Origin of the sequence: Butyrivibrio sp. WCD2001 (assembly GCF_000424485.1) — a bacterium.
Lineage (GTDB): Bacteria > Bacillota > Clostridia > Lachnospirales > Lachnospiraceae > Butyrivibrio.
The window spans coordinates 78,272-95,591 of the sequence record NZ_AUJZ01000008.1; the positions used below are offsets into that span (position 1 = coordinate 78,272).

Consider the following 17,320-nt stretch of genomic DNA (forward strand, 5'->3'; position numbering starts at 1 on the left):
AAATGGAAAAGATAACAGTTAATTTAAGAGATGAAGACGAATTTATAAAGCTTGGACAGGCTATGAAAAAGGCCGGTCTTGAGGAATCCGGTGTTGATGCAAAAGTTGATATTCAAAACGGTCTTGTGAAAGTAAACGGTGAAGTTGAAACAAGACGTGGACGTAAGCTTTATAGCGGGGACACTGTTGAGTACGAAGGTGTTCAGGTACAAATTGAGAAATGATAATAAAATCATTAGAACTTACAGATTTTAGAAATTACGAGAATTTAAAAATTGAATTCAGCAGCGGAACCAACATTCTTTATGGTGATAATGCTCAGGGAAAAACAAATATTCTTGAAGCAATTTTTCTTGCTGCTACTACTAAGTCTCATAAGGGAAGCAAAGACAAAGAGATAATTTCCTTCGGTAAGGAAGAGGGACATATAAGAACCATTATTGAAAGAGATGGCGCTTCGTACCGTGTGGATATGCACCTTAGAAAAAGTAAATCCAAAGCGATTGCTATAGATTCACAAAAAATAAGAAAAGCTTCCGATCTGGTAGGAAGATGCAATGTTGTATTTTTTTCTCCAGAAGATCTTAGTATCATAAAAGATGGTCCGGCAGAGAGGCGAAGATTTATGGATATGGAGCTTTGCCAGCTGGATCAAATTTATTTAGAGAATCTTGCAAAATACAATAAGCTTATAACAGAAAGAAATAAAGTATTAAAAGATATGTTTGAACATCCTGAAAACAGTGTTTTATTAGATGTTCAGGATAAGCAGCTTCTTGAATACGGATCTGTAATAATTAAATCCAGGGAAAAATTCATAAAGGATTTATGCGAAATAATAGATCCAATTCACAATAAGCTTACCGGTGGAAGAGAAAAACTGAAAATTTACTATGAACCCAATGTAACTGCTTCGGAATATGAAAATAAACTGGCTTCATCGAGACAAAAAGATATTTATCTGAAGCAGACGACAGTAGGACCTCATAAAGATGATTTTTCATTTAATGTAATTACAGAAAATGTTCCCGAAGAAATAGATATCAGAAAATACGGATCACAGGGACAACAGAGGACAGCCTCGTTGTCGCTTAAGCTTTCGGAAATTGAAATTGTAAAAAAATCAAAAAAAGAAAATCCTGTTCTCTTACTTGATGATGTTTTATCGGAGCTTGACAGCAACAGACAAAATTATCTTTTAAACACAATTGGAGATATTCAGACAATCATTACTTGTACAGGATTAGATGAATTTGTTAACAACCGTTTTGAAATAGATAAGGTATTCAGAGTTGTGAACGGAAGTATACCTGAAGAATAAGAGGATAAAAATGAGTAACGAAGGAAACAATTACGGTGCGGATCAAATACAGATACTTGAAGGACTTGAGGCAGTAAGAAAAAGACCCGGAATGTACATTGGTACAACTGCAGCAAGAGGACTTCATCATCTGGTATATGAGATTGTTGATAACTCAGTAGATGAGGCACTTGCCGGATTCTGTGATCATATTGAAGTTAATATAAATGCAGATAATACTATCACTGTCATGGATAACGGACGTGGTATTCCTGTTGATGTTAACCATAAATCAGGACTTACCGGAGTTGAAGTAGTATTTACAATTCTTCATGCCGGCGGTAAGTTCGGCGGTGGCGGTTATAAAGTATCCGGAGGACTTCATGGAGTTGGAGCTTCTGTAGTTAATGCCCTCTCCGAGTGGCTTGAAGTTGAGGTAATGAGAGGCGGAAAAATATATCAGCAGCGATATGAGAGAGGTAAAGTTTGTTTTCCTCTTAAAGAGATCGGAACCACAGAAGCAGAAAAGTCAGGAACAAAGGTATCTTTTAAACCCGATGCCCTCATTTTTAAAGAGACAACTGTCTTTGATTTTAATGTATTAAAACAAAGGCTTAGAGAAATGGCGTTTCTTACAAAGGGACTCAGTATTACTTTAAGAGATTATCGCGTAGCTGAAGGAGAAGAAATTATCGAGCAGAACTTCTGCTACGAAGGCGGTATCAAGGAATTTGTGCAGTATCTCAATAAGAGTAAGACTGTTCTTTATGATCAGATTATGTATTTTGAGGGAAATAAAAACAATGTTCAGGTGGAAGTTTCTCTCCAGCATAATGATTCATTTAATGAGAGCACATATACATTCGTTAATAATATAAATACACCTGAGGGAGGAACTCATCTTGAGGGCTTCAAGGTTGCACTTACGAAGACCTTTAATGATTATGCAAGAGAAAAGAAGATGCTCAAGGATAATGAGGAAAATCTCACAGGTGATGATATCCGTGAGGGTCTTACCTCAATTATCAGCGTAAAAATTGAAGATCCTCAGTTTGAGGGACAGACCAAACAAAAGCTTGGAAATTCTGAGGCAAGAGGTGCAGTTAACAGTATTGTTTCTGAACAGCTTACGTATTTCCTTGAACAGAATCCTCAGGTTGCCAAGGTTATACTCGAGAAAGCTATTCTTGCTCAGCATGCAAGAGATGCTGCAAGAAAGGCAAGAGATCTTACAAGAAGAAAATCAGCCCTTGATGGACTTGGACTTCCCGGAAAGCTTGCGGATTGTTCCGATAAGGATCCAAAAAATTGTGAGATTTTCATAGTTGAGGGAGATTCCGCGGGCGGATCCGCAAAGACTGCAAGATCAAGAGCAACACAGGCTATTCTTCCGCTTAGAGGTAAAATTCTGAACGTTGAAAAAGCAAGAATAGACAAAATATACGGAAATGCTGAAATTAAGGCAATGATTACTGCCTTTGGTACAGGTATTCATGATGATTTTGATATCGAAAAGCTTCGTTACAACAAAATCATTATTATGACTGATGCCGATGTTGACGGTGCTCATATTGCAACACTTATGCTCACTTTCCTTTACAGATTTATGCCTGAGCTTATTAAAACAGGCCATGTTTATCTTGCTCAGCCTCCGCTTTACAAGCTTGAGAAGAACAAAAAGGTCTGGTATGCATACAGTGATGAAGAATTAAATAAAATCCTCAACGATGTAGGACGAGATCAGAATAATAAGATTCAGAGATATAAGGGACTTGGAGAGATGGATCCCGAACAGCTTTGGGAGACAACCATGGATCCTGACAGACGAGTACTTCTTCGTGTAAATATTGATGAGGAAGCTGAATCTGATATTGATGTTACGTTTACAACACTTATGGGTGACAAAGTAGAACCCAGACGTGAATTTATTGAGAAAAACGCGAAATTTGTTAAAAACCTTGATATTTAAGAGGATAAAAAATGGCTGATAACAATAACAACAATAATAATGGTGAAAACCTTTCGGATGATGTATTCGATCAGGTGACCACCGACAGAATAAAGGAAGTAGATCTTCAGAAAACCATGGAGTCGGACTATATCGACTATGCCATGAGTGTTATCGCATCCCGTGCACTTCCGGATGTAAGAGACGGACTTAAGCCTGTTCAGAGAAGAATTCTCTACTCCATGATCGAACTTAATAACGGTCCCGACAAGCCTCATCGTAAATGTGCACGTATTGTCGGTGATACAATGGGTAAATTCCACCCCCATGGTGACAGCTCTATTTATGGATCTTTGGTAAATATGGCACAGCCCTGGTCAATGAGATACTGCCTGGTCGACGGACACGGTAACTTCGGATCTGTAGATGGTGATGGCGCAGCTGCCATGCGATATACAGAGGCAAGACTTACCAAGATATCAATGGAGATGACGGCTGATATCAATAAAGATACGGTCGATTTTACACCTAACTTTGATGAGACAGAAAAAGAGCCTGCTGTACTTCCCGCAAGATTTCCGAATCTTCTTGTAAACGGAACTACAGGTATCGCCGTTGGTATGGCGACAAATATTCCACCTCACAATCTTCGTGAGGTTATTGCTGCTGTTGTAAAGATGATCGACAACAGAGTAAATGAGGATAGAGCTACAGATATAGAGGAGCTTCTTCCGATTGTTAAAGCACCCGATTTTCCTACAGGTGGTATAATTCTCGGCACTAGAGGTGCAGAGGAGGCTTATAGAACAGGAAGAGGAAAAGTAGTTGTTCGTGCGGTTACAGATATTGAGGCAATGCCCAATGGTAAGAGCAGAATCATTGTTACTGAGCTGCCTTATCTTGTTAATAAGGCCAATCTTATAGCAAAAATAGCCGAGCTTGTAAAACTTAAAAAGCTAGATGGTATCACAGCTCTTCGCGATGAATCGGACCGTGAGGGTATGAGAGTTGTTATTGAACTGCGACATGACGTAAATGCAAACGTTATGCTCAACAGACTGTTTAAGCATACACAGCTTCAGGATTCCTTTGGAATCATTATGCTTTCACTTGTAAATAATGAGCCCAAGATACTTGGACTTGTTGATATGCTTCATCACTATATCGTCCATCAGGAAGAAGTAGTGACAAGAAGAACCAGATATGATCTAAACAAGGCTGAGGAAAGAAATCATATTGTTGAGGGATTGCTCATAGCCCTTGATAATATCGATGAAGTAATCAAGATTATTCGCGGAAGCAAGACTGTTCAGATAGCAAAAGAACAGTTGATGGAACGCTTTGGATTATCTGATGCTCAGGCACAGGCTATCGTTGATATGCGTCTTCGTACTCTCACCGGCTTGGAGAGAGACAAGCTTGAGCAGGAGCACGCAGAACTCTTAAAGAGAATCGAAGAATTGAAGCTTATTCTTTCAGATAAAAAGGTTCTCCTTGGAGTAATAAGAAAAGAAATCTCAGAAATTTCCGATAAATACGGTGATGATCGTAAGACACAGATCGGACATGATGATTCCGATATCAACATTGAGGACATGATTCCAAATGTTAATACGGTTATTGCTATGACAAATGTAGGATATATCAAACGTATGTCTATTGATAACTTCCGTGCGCAAAATCGCGGAGGTAAGGGAATAAAGGGAATATCCACAATTGAGAACGATTATGTGGAAGACCTTCTTATGACTACAACCCACAATTACATTATGTTCTTTACTAACAAGGGTCGTGCATACAGACTTAAGGCTTATCAGATTCCAGAAGCATCAAGAACATCAAGGGGAACAGCTATTGTTAATTTACTCCAGCTTTCTCCCGAAGAAAAGATAACTGCGACTATTCCGATAAAGGAGTATACAGAAGAAAAGAATCTGTTTATGGTTACCAAAAAGGGAACTGTAAAAAAGACTCCTATAATGGAATTTGCAAATGTAAGAAAGAACGGCCTTACAGCAATTAATCTCGATGATGATGACGAACTTATAGAGGTTAAGACCACAAAGTCCGATTCTGAGATATTCCTTATTACCAGAAACGGAATGTGCATTAGATTTAAGGAGACAGATGTTAGACCTACCGGAAGAACATCAATGGGTGTAAGAGGAATTATGCTCGGCGACCAGGATGAGGTTGTTGGAATGCAGCTTAATTCCCAGGGTGATTCACTTCTTATAGTTTCTGAAAAAGGATTTGGAAAGAGAACCGAGCTTTCAGAATTCCACATCCAGCTTCGCGGTGGAAAAGGTGTAAAGTGCTACAAGATTACTGAGAAGACCGGTAATGTAATAGGTGTAAAGGCTGTTAAGGATGAACATGAAATCATGATGATAACTGACAGCGGAATACTTATTCAGCTTCGAATGGAGGAAATAACCATTCACGGAAGAGTGACCTCCGGTGTTAAGATGATAAATCTAGATAAGGGTGTCAGTGTAGTAGCAATTGCGAAGGTACGTGAAAAGGTATCAAACGGTGACGAAGAATTTGAAAATATCGAAGATGCCATGGAAGAGATACCCGAAGGCGAAGAAATAGTCCCGGATGATGATTTTGATGATGAAGAGATAGAAGAATCCGAAGATAGTACTGAAGATACAGATGAAGAGTAAATCTTATGAGAGTTGGACTTTTAATATCCGAATTTAAAGACAATAATACATGTGATATTTGTCTTGGAGCAGATGCGGCTGCCAGGGACTTAGGGGTAGAGCTTGTCATTTTTCCCGGTAAAGTAATGATTACTGATAAGAATTATAGCGAAGAAAGAGCCTATGATTATCAATATCAGGCAGTTTATGACTATATCTATGAAGCCGGTTTTGACGGACTTATTGTGGATATAGAGCATATCGGAAATAAAGCTCCTATTCTCAAAAAAGAAGCATTTTTGAAGCAATTCGGTAAAAAACCGCTTCTTAATCTTTCGAATATGGAAGGCTTCGAGTGCGTATCCTATGCAAAGGATACAGATTCCTATGAAAAGGGTTTTCTTGCAATTGAACAGATTATCAGGAAAATATCCGGTAATGAAGTAAAAGCAAAAAGGCAGAAAATAAGCAGCATTTCAAAGGAATCCATAATTAATATTATAGGAAAAACCGCACGTTTCTCAGAGATTGCATCACAGGCTAATTACTCTAAAGAGAATTATGATGAATCTGTAAAGAAAATGGAAAAGTGCTTTGATAACATAGAAGTATTTTTCCTTGAAAATCCTCAGATATGTTCCTTAAAAAAGGGATGGAATGTGCCTAAGCACTGTAAAAGAATAATAATTATCAAAGACGGAAAGGCCGGAAAAAAAGAGAAAATCAAGGATATGGAGACATCTGATATTTTTGATCTATCGGAAATAAAAGGCACTAAGGTCATTAGAAACATATTCAGAAAAGATAAGCAGTACGGATTCTTTATTATGGGATTTGATGACTCTTTCAGAATAGAGAATTACGATGATCTTATTACCGGAATTATTCTTAGCTCGATAAGAATAAATTTCCTTAAAAAATTCCTGTATGACACAGAGAAAGAGCTCACACAGTGTCAGGAAAAACTTGCAAGGGACGGATCGGTCCTCGATCATATCGGCGATGAAGATTATCTTACAGATCTTCCGAACAGAAGAGGATTTTTTGCAAAGGCTTATGATCTTCTTAAATCCGATTTCAAAGAAGGAACCTATGCCGTAGTTGCATATATTGATATGGATTCACTTAAAAATATCAATACAATTCACGGGCATGATGAGGGAGACAATGCTGTTAAAAGGGTTGCCGAAATCCTTAAGGAAGTGTTCGGTGAAAACAGTGTTTGCGGAAGAATAAGAGGAGATGAATTCGCTGTAATAGAAGTTACGACAGAGGAAGACAAAGCTGAAGAACTTCGTACAGAGATGGCCAGACAGAATAACAAGCTTCTTATGGATAATACTAAATATCTGAATCATCTGATTTATTCAATCTGCGAATTCGATTATGAGGAAAGCCTGTCTCTTAGAGAAATGCTGAAGGAAACGGATGACAATTTAAAGAATATGCGCCGTATGGAGACCATAGGAAAATAAAAAAACAGTTAAGTATATTTTTAGAATTTACAAGGTTGTGAAAATAACAAAAACAAGATAAAATGTGCTTAATTGGAGTACTACGGACAATTATTTACGAGGATAAACTATGGGAACAGATGCAAATGGATTAGATCCTGAACAGCAGGCACTTTTAGCCAGCATAATGGGAAAATCTTCACAGCAAGGTGCGGGAAATTTTAGTATGCCTGCAGCTACTCCTGCAGCGGCAGCAGCTCCTCCGGATCCTGCAAACAGCGGTAAAATGCTTAGTCAGTCAGAGATAGATGCGCTTATTGCTTCAATGAATAAATAATTATACAGGTTAAGCCTCTCTTTTTAGAGAGGCTTATTAGATATAGTGGAGTATTAAAATGTCTAACCAAATACCAAATACAGAAGAACCTCATTATAAGCACCAGATACGAAGATTTACCGGCACAATTAAATGGCTGGTGCTTGGTGTTATAGTGGGAATTATCATAGGGGCAGTCGGGGCTGCCTTTTTCCATGGAATAAGGATTGTTACGCAGTTTAGAAAAGCACATAGCTTTATGATTTTTCTCTTGCCTCTGGCAGGTCTAATAATTGTTTTCCTATACAGACTGTCAAAAGAGTATGAGGACACAGGTACAAATCTTGTTATAACTACTATCTCAGCGGGAGACCATCTTCCGAAAAGAAAGATACCTCTTATTTTTATTGCAACTATACTGACTCATCTGTGCGGTGGTAGTGCCGGAAGAGAAAGCGCTGCCTTGCAGCTTGGAGGAAGTATAGGTCACAATTTTGGTGAGCTTATCGGACTTGATGAGGACGACTGTAAAATAATTACAATGTGCGGAATGAGTGCGGCTTTTGCAGCACTTTTCGGGACACCAATGGCGGCAGCATTTCTTGCTATGGAAATTGAGGCTGTTGGAGTAATGTATTATGCAGCTCTTATACCATGTGTATTATCTGCTCTTGTTTCCAGCAGTCTTGCTTCATATCTTGGTACAATACCGGATGTTTTTACTGTGAGCATAGTTCCGGAGTTTACTGTGGGTAATGCTGTAAAGGGATCTGTACTTGCAGTTCTATGTGCACTTATAAGTATTCTGTTTTGCATAGTTGTGAAAAAGAGCGGAGATCTCTACAAAAAATACTTTAAGAATCCATATATTAGAATTTTTGTAGGTGGATGTCTCGTAGTATTATTAACACTCCTTGTAGGAAATAATAACTATAACGGTGCGGGAATGGATGTTATAGAGCTTGCAACCAAGGGAGAAGCGCCATATCCGGCATTTGCGCTTAAGATGCTATTTACGGCAGTCACTATTGGAGCCGGATATAAGGGTGGTGAGATGATTCCGGCACTTTATATAGGTGCAACCTTCGGATGCCTGTATTCTCAGATATTCGGATATAATTCTGCACTTTGCTCAGCAATAGGAATGGGAGCACTTTTCTGCGGAATCACAAATTGCCCTATTTCATCTCTTCTTTTGTGCTTTGAAATGTTTGGATATAACGGAATGCCATATTTCCTTCTAACAATAGCTCTAAGCTATACCTTTTCAGGCTATTACGGAGTTTACGGATCACAGAAAATTATGTATTCTAAGTTCCATAACAAGTATATTAATCACAAGACCAGATAAAAAAATAATAGGGGTATGAGTATGTCAAAAAAGTTAGTGTCCTGGAATGTAAACGGACTTCGCGCCTGCGTATCCAAGGGAGAATTTCAAAAGTTTATGGAAGAGGAAAAGCCTGATGTAATAGGTCTTCAGGAGACAAAACTTCAGGAGGGACAGATAGAGCTTGATCTTCCCGGCTATCACCAGTACTGGAATTATGCCGAGAAAAAAGGATATTCCGGAACAGCTCTCTTCACAAAGGAAGAGCCGATAAACGTAACCTACGGAATAGGAATAGAAGAACATGACCATGAGGGCAGAGTAATTACTGCCGAATATCCGGACTACTATTTCATAACAGTCTATGTTCCAAATGCCAAGGATGATCTCTCAAGACTCGAATACAGATGTGCTTGGGAGGATGATTTCCTTAAATATATAAAAACTCTTGAGGAAAAAAAGCCGGTAATATACTGCGGTGATCTTAATGTTGCTCATAAGGAGATAGACCTTAAGAATCCCAAACCCAATAGAGGACATGCCGGATTTACTGATGAGGAGCGCGAGAAATTTGATAACGTTGTAGCTTCTGATTTAATTGATACTTTCAGATATTTTTATCCGGATCTGGAGGGAGCTTATTCCTGGTGGTCTTACAGATTTCAGGCAAGAGCTAAGAATGCAGGATGGCGTATAGACTATTTTGTGACATCCAAGTCGCTTGAAAACAAGCTTGCAGATGCTGTTATTTATAAAAATCAGATGGGATCGGATCATTGTCCTGTGGGATTATTACTGAAGTAATTATAAACTCTGCGGAGAAATCCGCGGAGTTTTTGACCTTAAACCTAAAACACCCTATAATTAGAACATGTCATTTAATTCATTTTCATTTATTTTAATATTTTTACCCGTAGTCCTTATTATTTGGTACGGATTAAACTATTTTGAGAAACGGAAGCTGGCGGATTTATCCCTTATTGCGGCTTCTTTAGTTTTGTATGGAATTTTTTCGACTAATTTTGTCATTATTCTTTTAATATCCTGCATCGGTACATTTGGTATTACAAAGCTGATGACAAAATATGAAGGAGCTTCCAAGGCTTTTTTAGCTACGGGAATAATCGGAAACCTGTTACTTCTCGGATATTTTAAGTATACAAACTTTTTTCTTACAAACATTTTTGCAGTATTAGGAAAAGAATTGTCCGAACTGAAGATTATTTTACCAATTGGAATAAGCTTTTATGTCTTTTCTCAGATAGCATTTTTGATAGATTTATATAGATATAGTAAAGGAACTGACAACAGAGAGTCTTTTGACATGGAATCTGTATCACTATCCGAATACATTCTTTACATCACTTATTTTCCCAAAATAATTCAGGGACCTATTGCCCTTCCGGGAGAAATGATATCCCAGTTCAGAAGCGCCGAAAAGAGAAAACCCTCAGCTGAAAATTTTAGAAAAGGGATAGAACTTTTTACTATAGGTCTTTCAAAAAAGGTACTGCTTGGAGATAATCTTTCTAAGATAGCGGATTATGGATTTCAATATACCTACTACATGGATACACTGACGGGACTTCTGGTTCTTATATCTTATTCATTGCAGTTGTACTTTGACTTTTCGGGATACTGCGACATGGCAGAGGGTGTCAGTATGATGCTTGGAATAGAACTTCCAAGAAATTTCAACTCACCCTATAAAGCAATAAGTGTAAGAAATCTCTGGCAGAGATGGCATATGACACTTACAAGATTTTTTGTTAGATATGTTTATATACCGCTTGGTGGTTCAAAAAAAGGAAAGCTAAGAACAGCTCTTAACGTCCTGATAGTATTCGTTTTAAGCGGGTTCTGGCACGGAGCTGGATGGACTTATATATGCTGGGGACTTGTAATGGGAATTATGGTCGTCTTTGATGATCTTGGAATAATTGCCACAAAAGGAGATATAAAAAAGCATTATCTTTTACGAGAAAAGCCAATGTTTATAATACCCCAGAAAATAGGACAGATATTAACTTATATTATATTCCTTGTATCGCTGGTATTTTTCAGATCTCAGAATATGACTTATGCCCTGCAATATTTTAAGCAGTTGTTTATACCTACCTGGCCGGGATTTATGTATAAGACTTCGGCAGTGCTTGATATACCTGAGAATTATCTTGCGACAACTGCGACGAACCTGTATGCAAAAAACATGACAAATATGGTTTATCTGGTGAGCTGGATCATCCTTCTTATAATTTCATTTATCGTTATAAGAAGCAAAAATGCAAAAGAAATTGTGGATAGCGGAGCAACATCAAAGAGATTTACAGCGTTTCTTGTGATACTTTTTGTCTGGTCCTTTATTTCATTATCACAGGTTAGTACCTTTATATACTTCCAGTTCTGAGTGCGAGCTGAATTTATTGAGTAATAACATGAATAAAAGCAAAGATTTAAACTTCATAAAAAATTTTATAAGAGCTGTTATCATTATTGTCTTATTGATAGGAGTAATGGTTTTTCTTATCGATCCCTTTTTCCATTATCATAAGCCGTGGTTTGGTTTGAAGGCTGTTCTCAATGATAAGGAATATCAGTGCATCGGAACGCTGAGACATTTTGATTACGATGCGCTTATTGTGGGATCTTCGGTTGCCGAGAACAATGACAACAGCTGGTATGATGAAGCTTTTAATTGTAAATCCATAAAGGCAATCCGTTCGTATGGTGCGACGGCGGATCTGTGCTATCTTTTGGATGAAGCATTTTCATCAGGCAATGACATAAAGAAAATATTTTATAATATAGACCCTTCATCACTTAATGCGGATGTGGCTCCTACCTTTGAATCGACGGGATGTCCGATGTATCTATATGATAAAAATCCCTTAAATGACATCAGATATTTATATAACAAGGGTGTCATTTTTGAGAAGATACCATATATGCTGGTTAATTCATATCTTGTGGACTACGATGAAAATCTCTCATATAACTGGGCTAAGTGGAAAAACTTTGGAAGTGAGAGTGCCCTTGGTTTATATTTTAGGCCAAAGACAAAAAAGTCCATGATGGATGAAACAGTTTATGATGATAAACTTTTGGGCAATATCGAACTACTTACAACCGAAGTAGAAAATCATCCTGATACGGAGTTTTATTTCTTTTTCCCTGCTTACTCTATGCTCTGGTGGGACGGAATATACAGAACCGGAGAAAGAGATGCGTTTATCCACTGTGAAAAGGAGATGGTTAAAACTCTTTTAAAATATGAAAATGTAAGAGTTTTCTGTTTTCAGGATGAGGAAGAGATAATAACAAATCTGGATAATTATATGGATTCCATCCACTTTTCACCGGAAATAAATAAATATATGCTGGATAAGATGGTAGGGGATGAAAATAGGATGACAGAGGCAAATTATGAAGATATACTTGATAATATGAAAAACCTGTCAGACAGAATAGTTAATGAACTCATAGTACCTTATGAGGAAAACGGCCAGATTACTTACGAGCAATGATAGTAGAGACTAAATTATCGAATTTAATAAAATGGGGGAAAGCTGTAGTGTTATTATGCACTATGGCTTTTCTGTGCTCTTGCGCAAATTTTGGCGATGATGATGACAGAGCACAGAAAACCGGTGCGGATGTTTATGTCTATGATTTTGAGGATCTGGGAATAGAACTTTTAAAAAACAATGAGTATATATCCCTGAATTACGACAGTAGCGGGATTTACGGGTTAAAGAAAAGCAACAATGACGGTCACATTAATTACAGTTTTTCCCGTATAAAGAATGGACAGACAAGAGTGGAAGAAATTCTTATAGGCTCGGGTAATACCAGATTTGATTATCTTTGCACAGATAATAATGATAATTTTTATGTTTTAAGGACAATTTATCCCGATAAAAAGGGCGTTGATAATAATAATGATGACTATGAGTATAGCGGAAAAGGAGAGAAGAAGCTTGTAAAGTATTCTCCTTCAGGTGATCAAATCTGGGCAGCAGCGTTAACTACTCAGGATGCTGCGGGTTACATCAGAGATATGGCTTATGTCAAAGAAATAGGAATACTTACCTGTTCCACAGAAGGTTTATCTTTGTATGATGAGTTGACAGGAGAAGGAAAGGCTATTGTCTCCAAAGATAAAGGGGACATACATGGTGACCGCGAACTACTTGTATCTCCGGACGGGACAGTATATGCAGTTGAGACTGACAGTAGTTGGAAGTATATAGTTTATGAATTTGATACAAAGAAAATGAATCTTGGGAAAAAGTATAATATTCCCAAGGAAGTTCCGATGGGAGCCAAGTTTTTCACAGGTACAGATAATGATTTTTATTACATTGATAAAAACTGTATATATGCCTTCAATAAGGGTGATGAAAAGACAAGAAAAATATGCGACCTGATTGATTCTGCTTTTTATGCGGATAATATAGTTCTCTTGTTTGAAAAATCCGAAGATGAGTATGAAATAATAGCTGATTATAACACGGCAAGCAGTCGTGCTTTTTCCATGAGAAAAAAAGACAGCCAAAGTGATGAAAAAAAGTCCATCACCATCGGAATTACCACCAGTGATTCTTATGTGAGACAACAGGTAAATATATTCAATCAGGAAAACAGGGAATATAACATAATACTGACGGATTATACAGAGAACAGTCTCCTCGGTTATCATTCGGCATACGGAAGATTACTGGAGGATATGCAAAAAGGAAAAGGTCCTGATATTCTGATCCTCAGTTCTTATTCGGACATGTGCGATCTTCGTTCAAAGGGATTCCTTGAACCGATTGATTCATATCTTAGAAATGATGTTGAAATTTCATCAAATAAGTATATTGAGAATATTGCAGGGGCAATTAAAGAAAACGGAAAGCAGTTTGCAATAATGCCGTATTTTTCTATAAATACCTGCGCTGCTTCAAGTGAATTTCTTGGAGACGAGGCGGTCAGTCTGTCTAATTACAGGAATCTGTGTAATAAGCATAATGTCAAAATTCAGAATGTAATGGGAACAATGAATTTTGCAGGAGCTGACATATTGTATGAGACATCAGGCTTTGACTTTATTGACATAAAAGAAAAAACCTGCGATTTTCAGAATTACAATTTTATCAATCTGATAAGTTTAATCAGAGAAGTAAAAAGAGCGGAAGATAGCGATATTTACAAACCTCTTGATTCAAACTGCTATATTGAAAACAAATCGATGCTTCTTCCCTATGTCATTTCAAGTTTTGAGGATTATCGTATAATTCGTGACGGATATTTTAAATCGGATATCTTTTTCAACGGTTATCCTTCCATAGGTGGAGGAATATCATATATTGAACCCGGGATGATGCTTTCAATTAACAGCAGAAGCGAGTACAAAGAAAAAGCATATGAATTTATAAGATATTTTCTTCTTGATGAGTATCAGTACAGCATAGAATGGGGCTTTCCGGTATATGAAAATGCTCTGGATCTCCTTATGGATAAATCGACCAGAGCACGGTATTACATAGACGATTCAGGAAAAAGGGTAGATACAAACAGTACAATAACTATAGGAAAAAGAGAATTTGTGATCACACCGCTGACGACGAGTGAAGCATCATATATGAAAGAATTCATTTGTTCTTTGAATAAGCTGCAATATAGAGACCCCGAGATAGTAAGCCTTATCTCAGAATCCGTAAAGCCTTACTACATCGGGGACATAACCGCAGAAAAAGCATCTTCACTTGTTCAGCACAGAATAGAAAAATACTTAAAAGATAATAATTCTTAATAAGATCCCATATCATGGAACAAATCGTAGGAATCCTGAAGAAGCTGTCTTATATTGGTAAAATCTTTGTTTGCAACAGCTGTATAAAGAGTATCAACAAGGAAAAGCTGCGCAAATCTTGAACTTGTTACACCGCTTTTTTTATCGATTTCAGGAGATGTTGTAAAGAGAACATGGTTACATCCCTGAGCCAGAGGGCTGTTTCCGAGCTTTGTAATTGCTACTGTCTCGGAATGTTTGTCATTTGCGATTTTAAGAAGCTGCATAATTTCATCGCTTTTTCCGGAGTCGCAGAAGAAGATAGCAACATCATTCTCCTGAAGCTGGGCTGCGTTCATAAGGCTGTTATGAAAATCCTCGTTGTAGGTCACATTGTAGGAAAGTCTCTGAAATTTGGTGAAAAGATCGGAGGCTGCCAGAGAACTGCTTCCAACTCCGAATATTCTGATCATTCTGGCACCGACAATAGCATCTACGGCGCCTTCGAAGGATTGAGTATCAAAGAGCCTGTAGGTTGTCTGAATAGCCTGAGAGCTTGTAGCACAGATATTATCAGCTATAGCCTGCATTGAGGTATATTGATTGATATCCTTGAATTCAATATGAGGACCCGCTTTTTCAGCCTTTTTGGCATCTGAGAAAATTTCTCTTTTAAGGCCCTTTAGTCCTGAATATCCAAGGGACTTGGAAAATCTGCTCCAGGTCGCCTGTGTTGTACCTGATGCTTCGGCAAGCTCTGCAACGGTATTGTTGTATATGCTTGAATCATTCTTTAAACAGTAATCAGCTGCTTTTCTTTCTTCTCTGGTAAGGTTTGCATAAACACTTTTAATTCTTTCTTCCAATAATGACATAGTTGATCTCCATTCCTGTAAACGTGAGACTAACATAATTAACCATTTATAGTATATCGCAAAATCAGTAATTACATTATTAAATAACAATAATATATTTATGCATTTATTAAAATTTTATAAATGATAAAATGTATAAGATTTATTTGTTATACTAAATATCAGTAAGGATAAATTTTTTTGATTACAGGGTTAATTAAGCGGATGGATTTAATATCCTATGCTAAAAGAAAGGAGATTTTATACTATGAAATGGGTATGTGCAGTATGTGGTTATGTTCATGAGGGAGATCAGCCCCCGGCAGAGTGTCCTGTATGCCATGCTCCCGCAGAGAAGTTCAAAAAGCAGGAAGGTGAGAAGGTTTGGGCATGCGAACACGTTGTAGGTGTTGCTTCCAGTGCTCCTGAAGAAATCAAGAATGGTCTTCGTGAAATGTTCAATGGTGAGTGCTCTGAGGTAGGTATGTACCTTGCTATGGGCAGAGTAGCTACTCGTGAAGGATATCCTGAAATTGGCGCATTCTTTGAGAAAGCTGCCTGGGAAGAAGCTGAGCATGCTGCTCATTTTGCTGAGCTCCTTGGAGAAGTCATCACAGATTCCACAAAGAAAAACCTCGAGCTTCGTGCTGATGCTGAATATGGAGCTACACAAGGCAGAGCAGATCTTGCCAAGAAAGCAAAAGCGCTTGACCTTGACGCTATCCATGACATTGTGCATGAAATCGGACGTGATGAGGCAAGACACGGTAAGGCATTCCAGGGACTCCTTGACAGATATTTCAAATAAATATAGAGCAGAGCTTATAAGTAAAAATGATATGAGAGAGAACCGATGTCAATGGATGCCGGTTCTCTCTTTTTGTTTGCGTTGTCACAAATGCCGGAAGATGATAAATTTAGATTAGCGCTTTTATATAAACATTAATATGACAAAACATAGAAGCAACGCAGAAAGAGGGCAGAATTATGAGTTATAAGATCGGAATAATCGGTGCAATGGAAATAGAGGTTGAAAGCCTCAAAAAGGAAATGACGGTTACAAGAACTCTTACAAAGGCAAACATGGAGTTTAATGAAGGAAAGCTCGGAAACACCGAAGTGGTTGTTGTAAAAAGCGGAATCTGCAAGGTAAATGCAGCTCTCTGTGTGCAGATTCTTGTGGATGACTTCAAGGTAACCCATGTAATAAATACCGGGGCAGCAGGCTCACTTGATGCAAAAATCGATATCGGTGACTTTGTTGTATCAACTGATGCTGTATACCATGATGTAGATGCCACAATTTTCGGATATAAGAAGGGTGAGATTCCTCAGACAGGATGCCGTGAGTTCACCGCTGATTCCTGGATGGTGGAAAATATCAAGAAGGCAGCAGAAACTGCCGGCATTACAGGAAAACTGTGGGACGGAAGAGTATGCTCCGGAGATCAGTTCATTTCGGATAATTCTGTTAAGGATTCAATCAAGAAGGAATTTGATGGTCTTTGCTGCGAGATGGAGGGCTGCGGAATCGCCCAGGCATGCTTCCTTAACAACATTCCTTTTGTTATCCTTCGTGCTATTTCGGATAAGGCAGATGGCAGCGACATAATGGATTATCCGGAGTTTGAGAAGAAGGCTGCAAAGGACTGCGCTGCACTTACTGAAGCTTTCATCAAAGCTATCTAAAT

14 protein-coding genes are annotated in these 17,320 nt (G+C 38.0%); 13 read left to right on the forward strand and 1 reads right to left on the reverse strand.

Annotated elements, in window-relative coordinates; all coding sequences use genetic code 11:
* Nucleotides 1-2 precede the first annotated feature (2 nt).
* The 11 genes from G630_RS0109205 (at nt 3) to G630_RS0109255 (ending at nt 14,796) form a co-directional block, all read left to right on the forward strand.
* Complete coding sequence (locus G630_RS0109205; protein ID WP_026498412.1) at nt 3-224, forward strand: RNA-binding S4 domain-containing protein; 222 nt, start codon at nt 3-5, stop codon at nt 222-224.
* Nucleotides 221-1,321 (forward strand): DNA replication/repair protein RecF, encoded by a 1,101-nt coding sequence (gene recF / locus G630_RS0109210; protein WP_022761791.1) that lies wholly within the window; start codon nt 221-223, stop codon nt 1,319-1,321. Before G630_RS0109205 ends, recF begins: the two co-directional genes overlap by 4 nt.
* Nucleotides 1,322-1,331: 10 nt before the next feature.
* Nucleotides 1,332-3,269, forward strand: coding sequence for a DNA topoisomerase (ATP-hydrolyzing) subunit B (gene gyrB, locus G630_RS0109215; RefSeq protein WP_026498413.1), 1,938 nt, complete (start codon nt 1,332-1,334; stop codon nt 3,267-3,269).
* An 11-nt stretch (nt 3,270-3,280) separates the two neighbouring features.
* On the forward strand, nt 3,281-5,920 hold the full coding sequence (gyrA, locus tag G630_RS0109220; protein ID WP_044959039.1) for a DNA gyrase subunit A: 2,640 nt from the start codon (nt 3,281-3,283) through the stop codon (nt 5,918-5,920).
* A gap of 5 nt (nt 5,921-5,925) precedes the next feature.
* Nucleotides 5,926-7,374 (forward strand): GGDEF domain-containing protein, encoded by a 1,449-nt coding sequence (locus G630_RS0109225; RefSeq protein WP_026498415.1) that lies wholly within the window; start codon nt 5,926-5,928, stop codon nt 7,372-7,374.
* 109 nt (nt 7,375-7,483) lie between these two features.
* A complete protein-coding gene (locus tag G630_RS0109230; protein ID WP_026498416.1) occupies nt 7,484-7,690 on the forward strand; it encodes a hypothetical protein in 207 nt (68 codons plus the stop codon).
* Between the two features lie 58 nt (nt 7,691-7,748).
* Nucleotides 7,749-9,020, forward strand: coding sequence for a chloride channel protein (locus tag G630_RS0109235; protein ID WP_044959041.1), 1,272 nt, complete (start codon nt 7,749-7,751; stop codon nt 9,018-9,020).
* A 21-nt stretch (nt 9,021-9,041) separates the two neighbouring features.
* On the forward strand, nt 9,042-9,803 hold the full coding sequence (locus G630_RS0109240) for an exodeoxyribonuclease III (RefSeq protein ID WP_044959043.1): 762 nt from the start codon (nt 9,042-9,044) through the stop codon (nt 9,801-9,803).
* A gap of 67 nt (nt 9,804-9,870) precedes the next feature.
* Complete coding sequence (locus G630_RS0109245) at nt 9,871-11,406, forward strand: MBOAT family O-acyltransferase (protein ID WP_026498419.1); 1,536 nt, start codon at nt 9,871-9,873, stop codon at nt 11,404-11,406.
* A 28-nt stretch (nt 11,407-11,434) separates the two neighbouring features.
* Nucleotides 11,435-12,523 (forward strand): hypothetical protein, encoded by a 1,089-nt coding sequence (locus G630_RS0109250; RefSeq protein WP_026498420.1) that lies wholly within the window; start codon nt 11,435-11,437, stop codon nt 12,521-12,523.
* Nucleotides 12,524-12,585: 62 nt separating this feature from the next.
* Nucleotides 12,586-14,796: a hypothetical protein gene (locus G630_RS0109255; RefSeq protein WP_026498421.1), complete on the forward strand. Its 2,211-nt coding sequence runs from the start codon at nt 12,586-12,588 to the stop codon at nt 14,794-14,796.
* Here G630_RS0109255 and G630_RS0109260 read toward each other — a convergent pair.
* The gene (locus G630_RS0109260; RefSeq protein WP_022761781.1) at nt 14,793-15,650 is read right to left on the reverse strand and encodes a MurR/RpiR family transcriptional regulator; all 858 of its coding nucleotides are present in this window, start codon (nt 15,648-15,650) and stop codon (nt 14,793-14,795) included. The two genes, G630_RS0109255 and G630_RS0109260, sit on opposite strands and share 4 nt — an antisense overlap.
* Before the next feature lie 247 nt (nt 15,651-15,897).
* Here G630_RS0109260 and G630_RS0109265 point away from each other — a divergent pair, with 247 nt between their 5' ends.
* The gene (locus G630_RS0109265) at nt 15,898-16,437 is read left to right on the forward strand and encodes an NADH peroxidase (RefSeq protein WP_022761780.1); all 540 of its coding nucleotides are present in this window, start codon (nt 15,898-15,900) and stop codon (nt 16,435-16,437) included.
* Between the two features lie 179 nt (nt 16,438-16,616).
* Entirely contained in the window at nt 16,617-17,318 is a 702-nt protein-coding gene (locus G630_RS21335) for a 5'-methylthioadenosine/adenosylhomocysteine nucleosidase (protein WP_022761779.1), read from the forward strand.
* Nucleotides 17,319-17,320 lie beyond the last annotated feature (2 nt).

Bases quoted from the DNA above. Each gene is read 5' to 3' on its own strand.
- G630_RS0109230 (WP_026498416.1), top strand. From the start codon at position 7,484: ATGGGAACAGATGCAAATGGATTAGATCCTGAACAGCAGGCACTTTTA.
- G630_RS0109225 (WP_026498415.1), top strand. From the start codon at position 5,926: ATGAGAGTTGGACTTTTAATATCCGAATTTAAAGACAATAATACATGT.
- G630_RS0109245 (WP_026498419.1), top strand. From the start codon at position 9,871: ATGTCATTTAATTCATTTTCATTTATTTTAATATTTTTACCCGTAGTC.
- G630_RS0109265 (WP_022761780.1), top strand. From the start codon at position 15,898: ATGAAATGGGTATGTGCAGTATGTGGTTATGTTCATGAGGGAGATCAG.
- gyrB (WP_026498413.1), top strand. From the start codon at position 1,332: ATGAGTAACGAAGGAAACAATTACGGTGCGGATCAAATACAGATACTT.
- gyrA (WP_044959039.1), top strand. From the start codon at position 3,281: ATGGCTGATAACAATAACAACAATAATAATGGTGAAAACCTTTCGGAT.
- G630_RS0109255 (WP_026498421.1), top strand. From the start codon at position 12,586: ATGGCTTTTCTGTGCTCTTGCGCAAATTTTGGCGATGATGATGACAGA.
- G630_RS0109235 (WP_044959041.1), top strand. From the start codon at position 7,749: ATGTCTAACCAAATACCAAATACAGAAGAACCTCATTATAAGCACCAG.
- G630_RS0109260 (WP_022761781.1), bottom strand. From the start codon at position 15,650: ATGTCATTATTGGAAGAAAGAATTAAAAGTGTTTATGCAAACCTTACC.
- recF (WP_022761791.1), top strand. From the start codon at position 221: ATGATAATAAAATCATTAGAACTTACAGATTTTAGAAATTACGAGAAT.
- G630_RS0109240 (WP_044959043.1), top strand. From the start codon at position 9,042: ATGTCAAAAAAGTTAGTGTCCTGGAATGTAAACGGACTTCGCGCCTGC.
- G630_RS21335 (WP_022761779.1), top strand. From the start codon at position 16,617: ATGAGTTATAAGATCGGAATAATCGGTGCAATGGAAATAGAGGTTGAA.
- G630_RS0109205 (WP_026498412.1), top strand. From the start codon at position 3: ATGGAAAAGATAACAGTTAATTTAAGAGATGAAGACGAATTTATAAAG.
- G630_RS0109250 (WP_026498420.1), top strand. From the start codon at position 11,435: ATGAATAAAAGCAAAGATTTAAACTTCATAAAAAATTTTATAAGAGCT.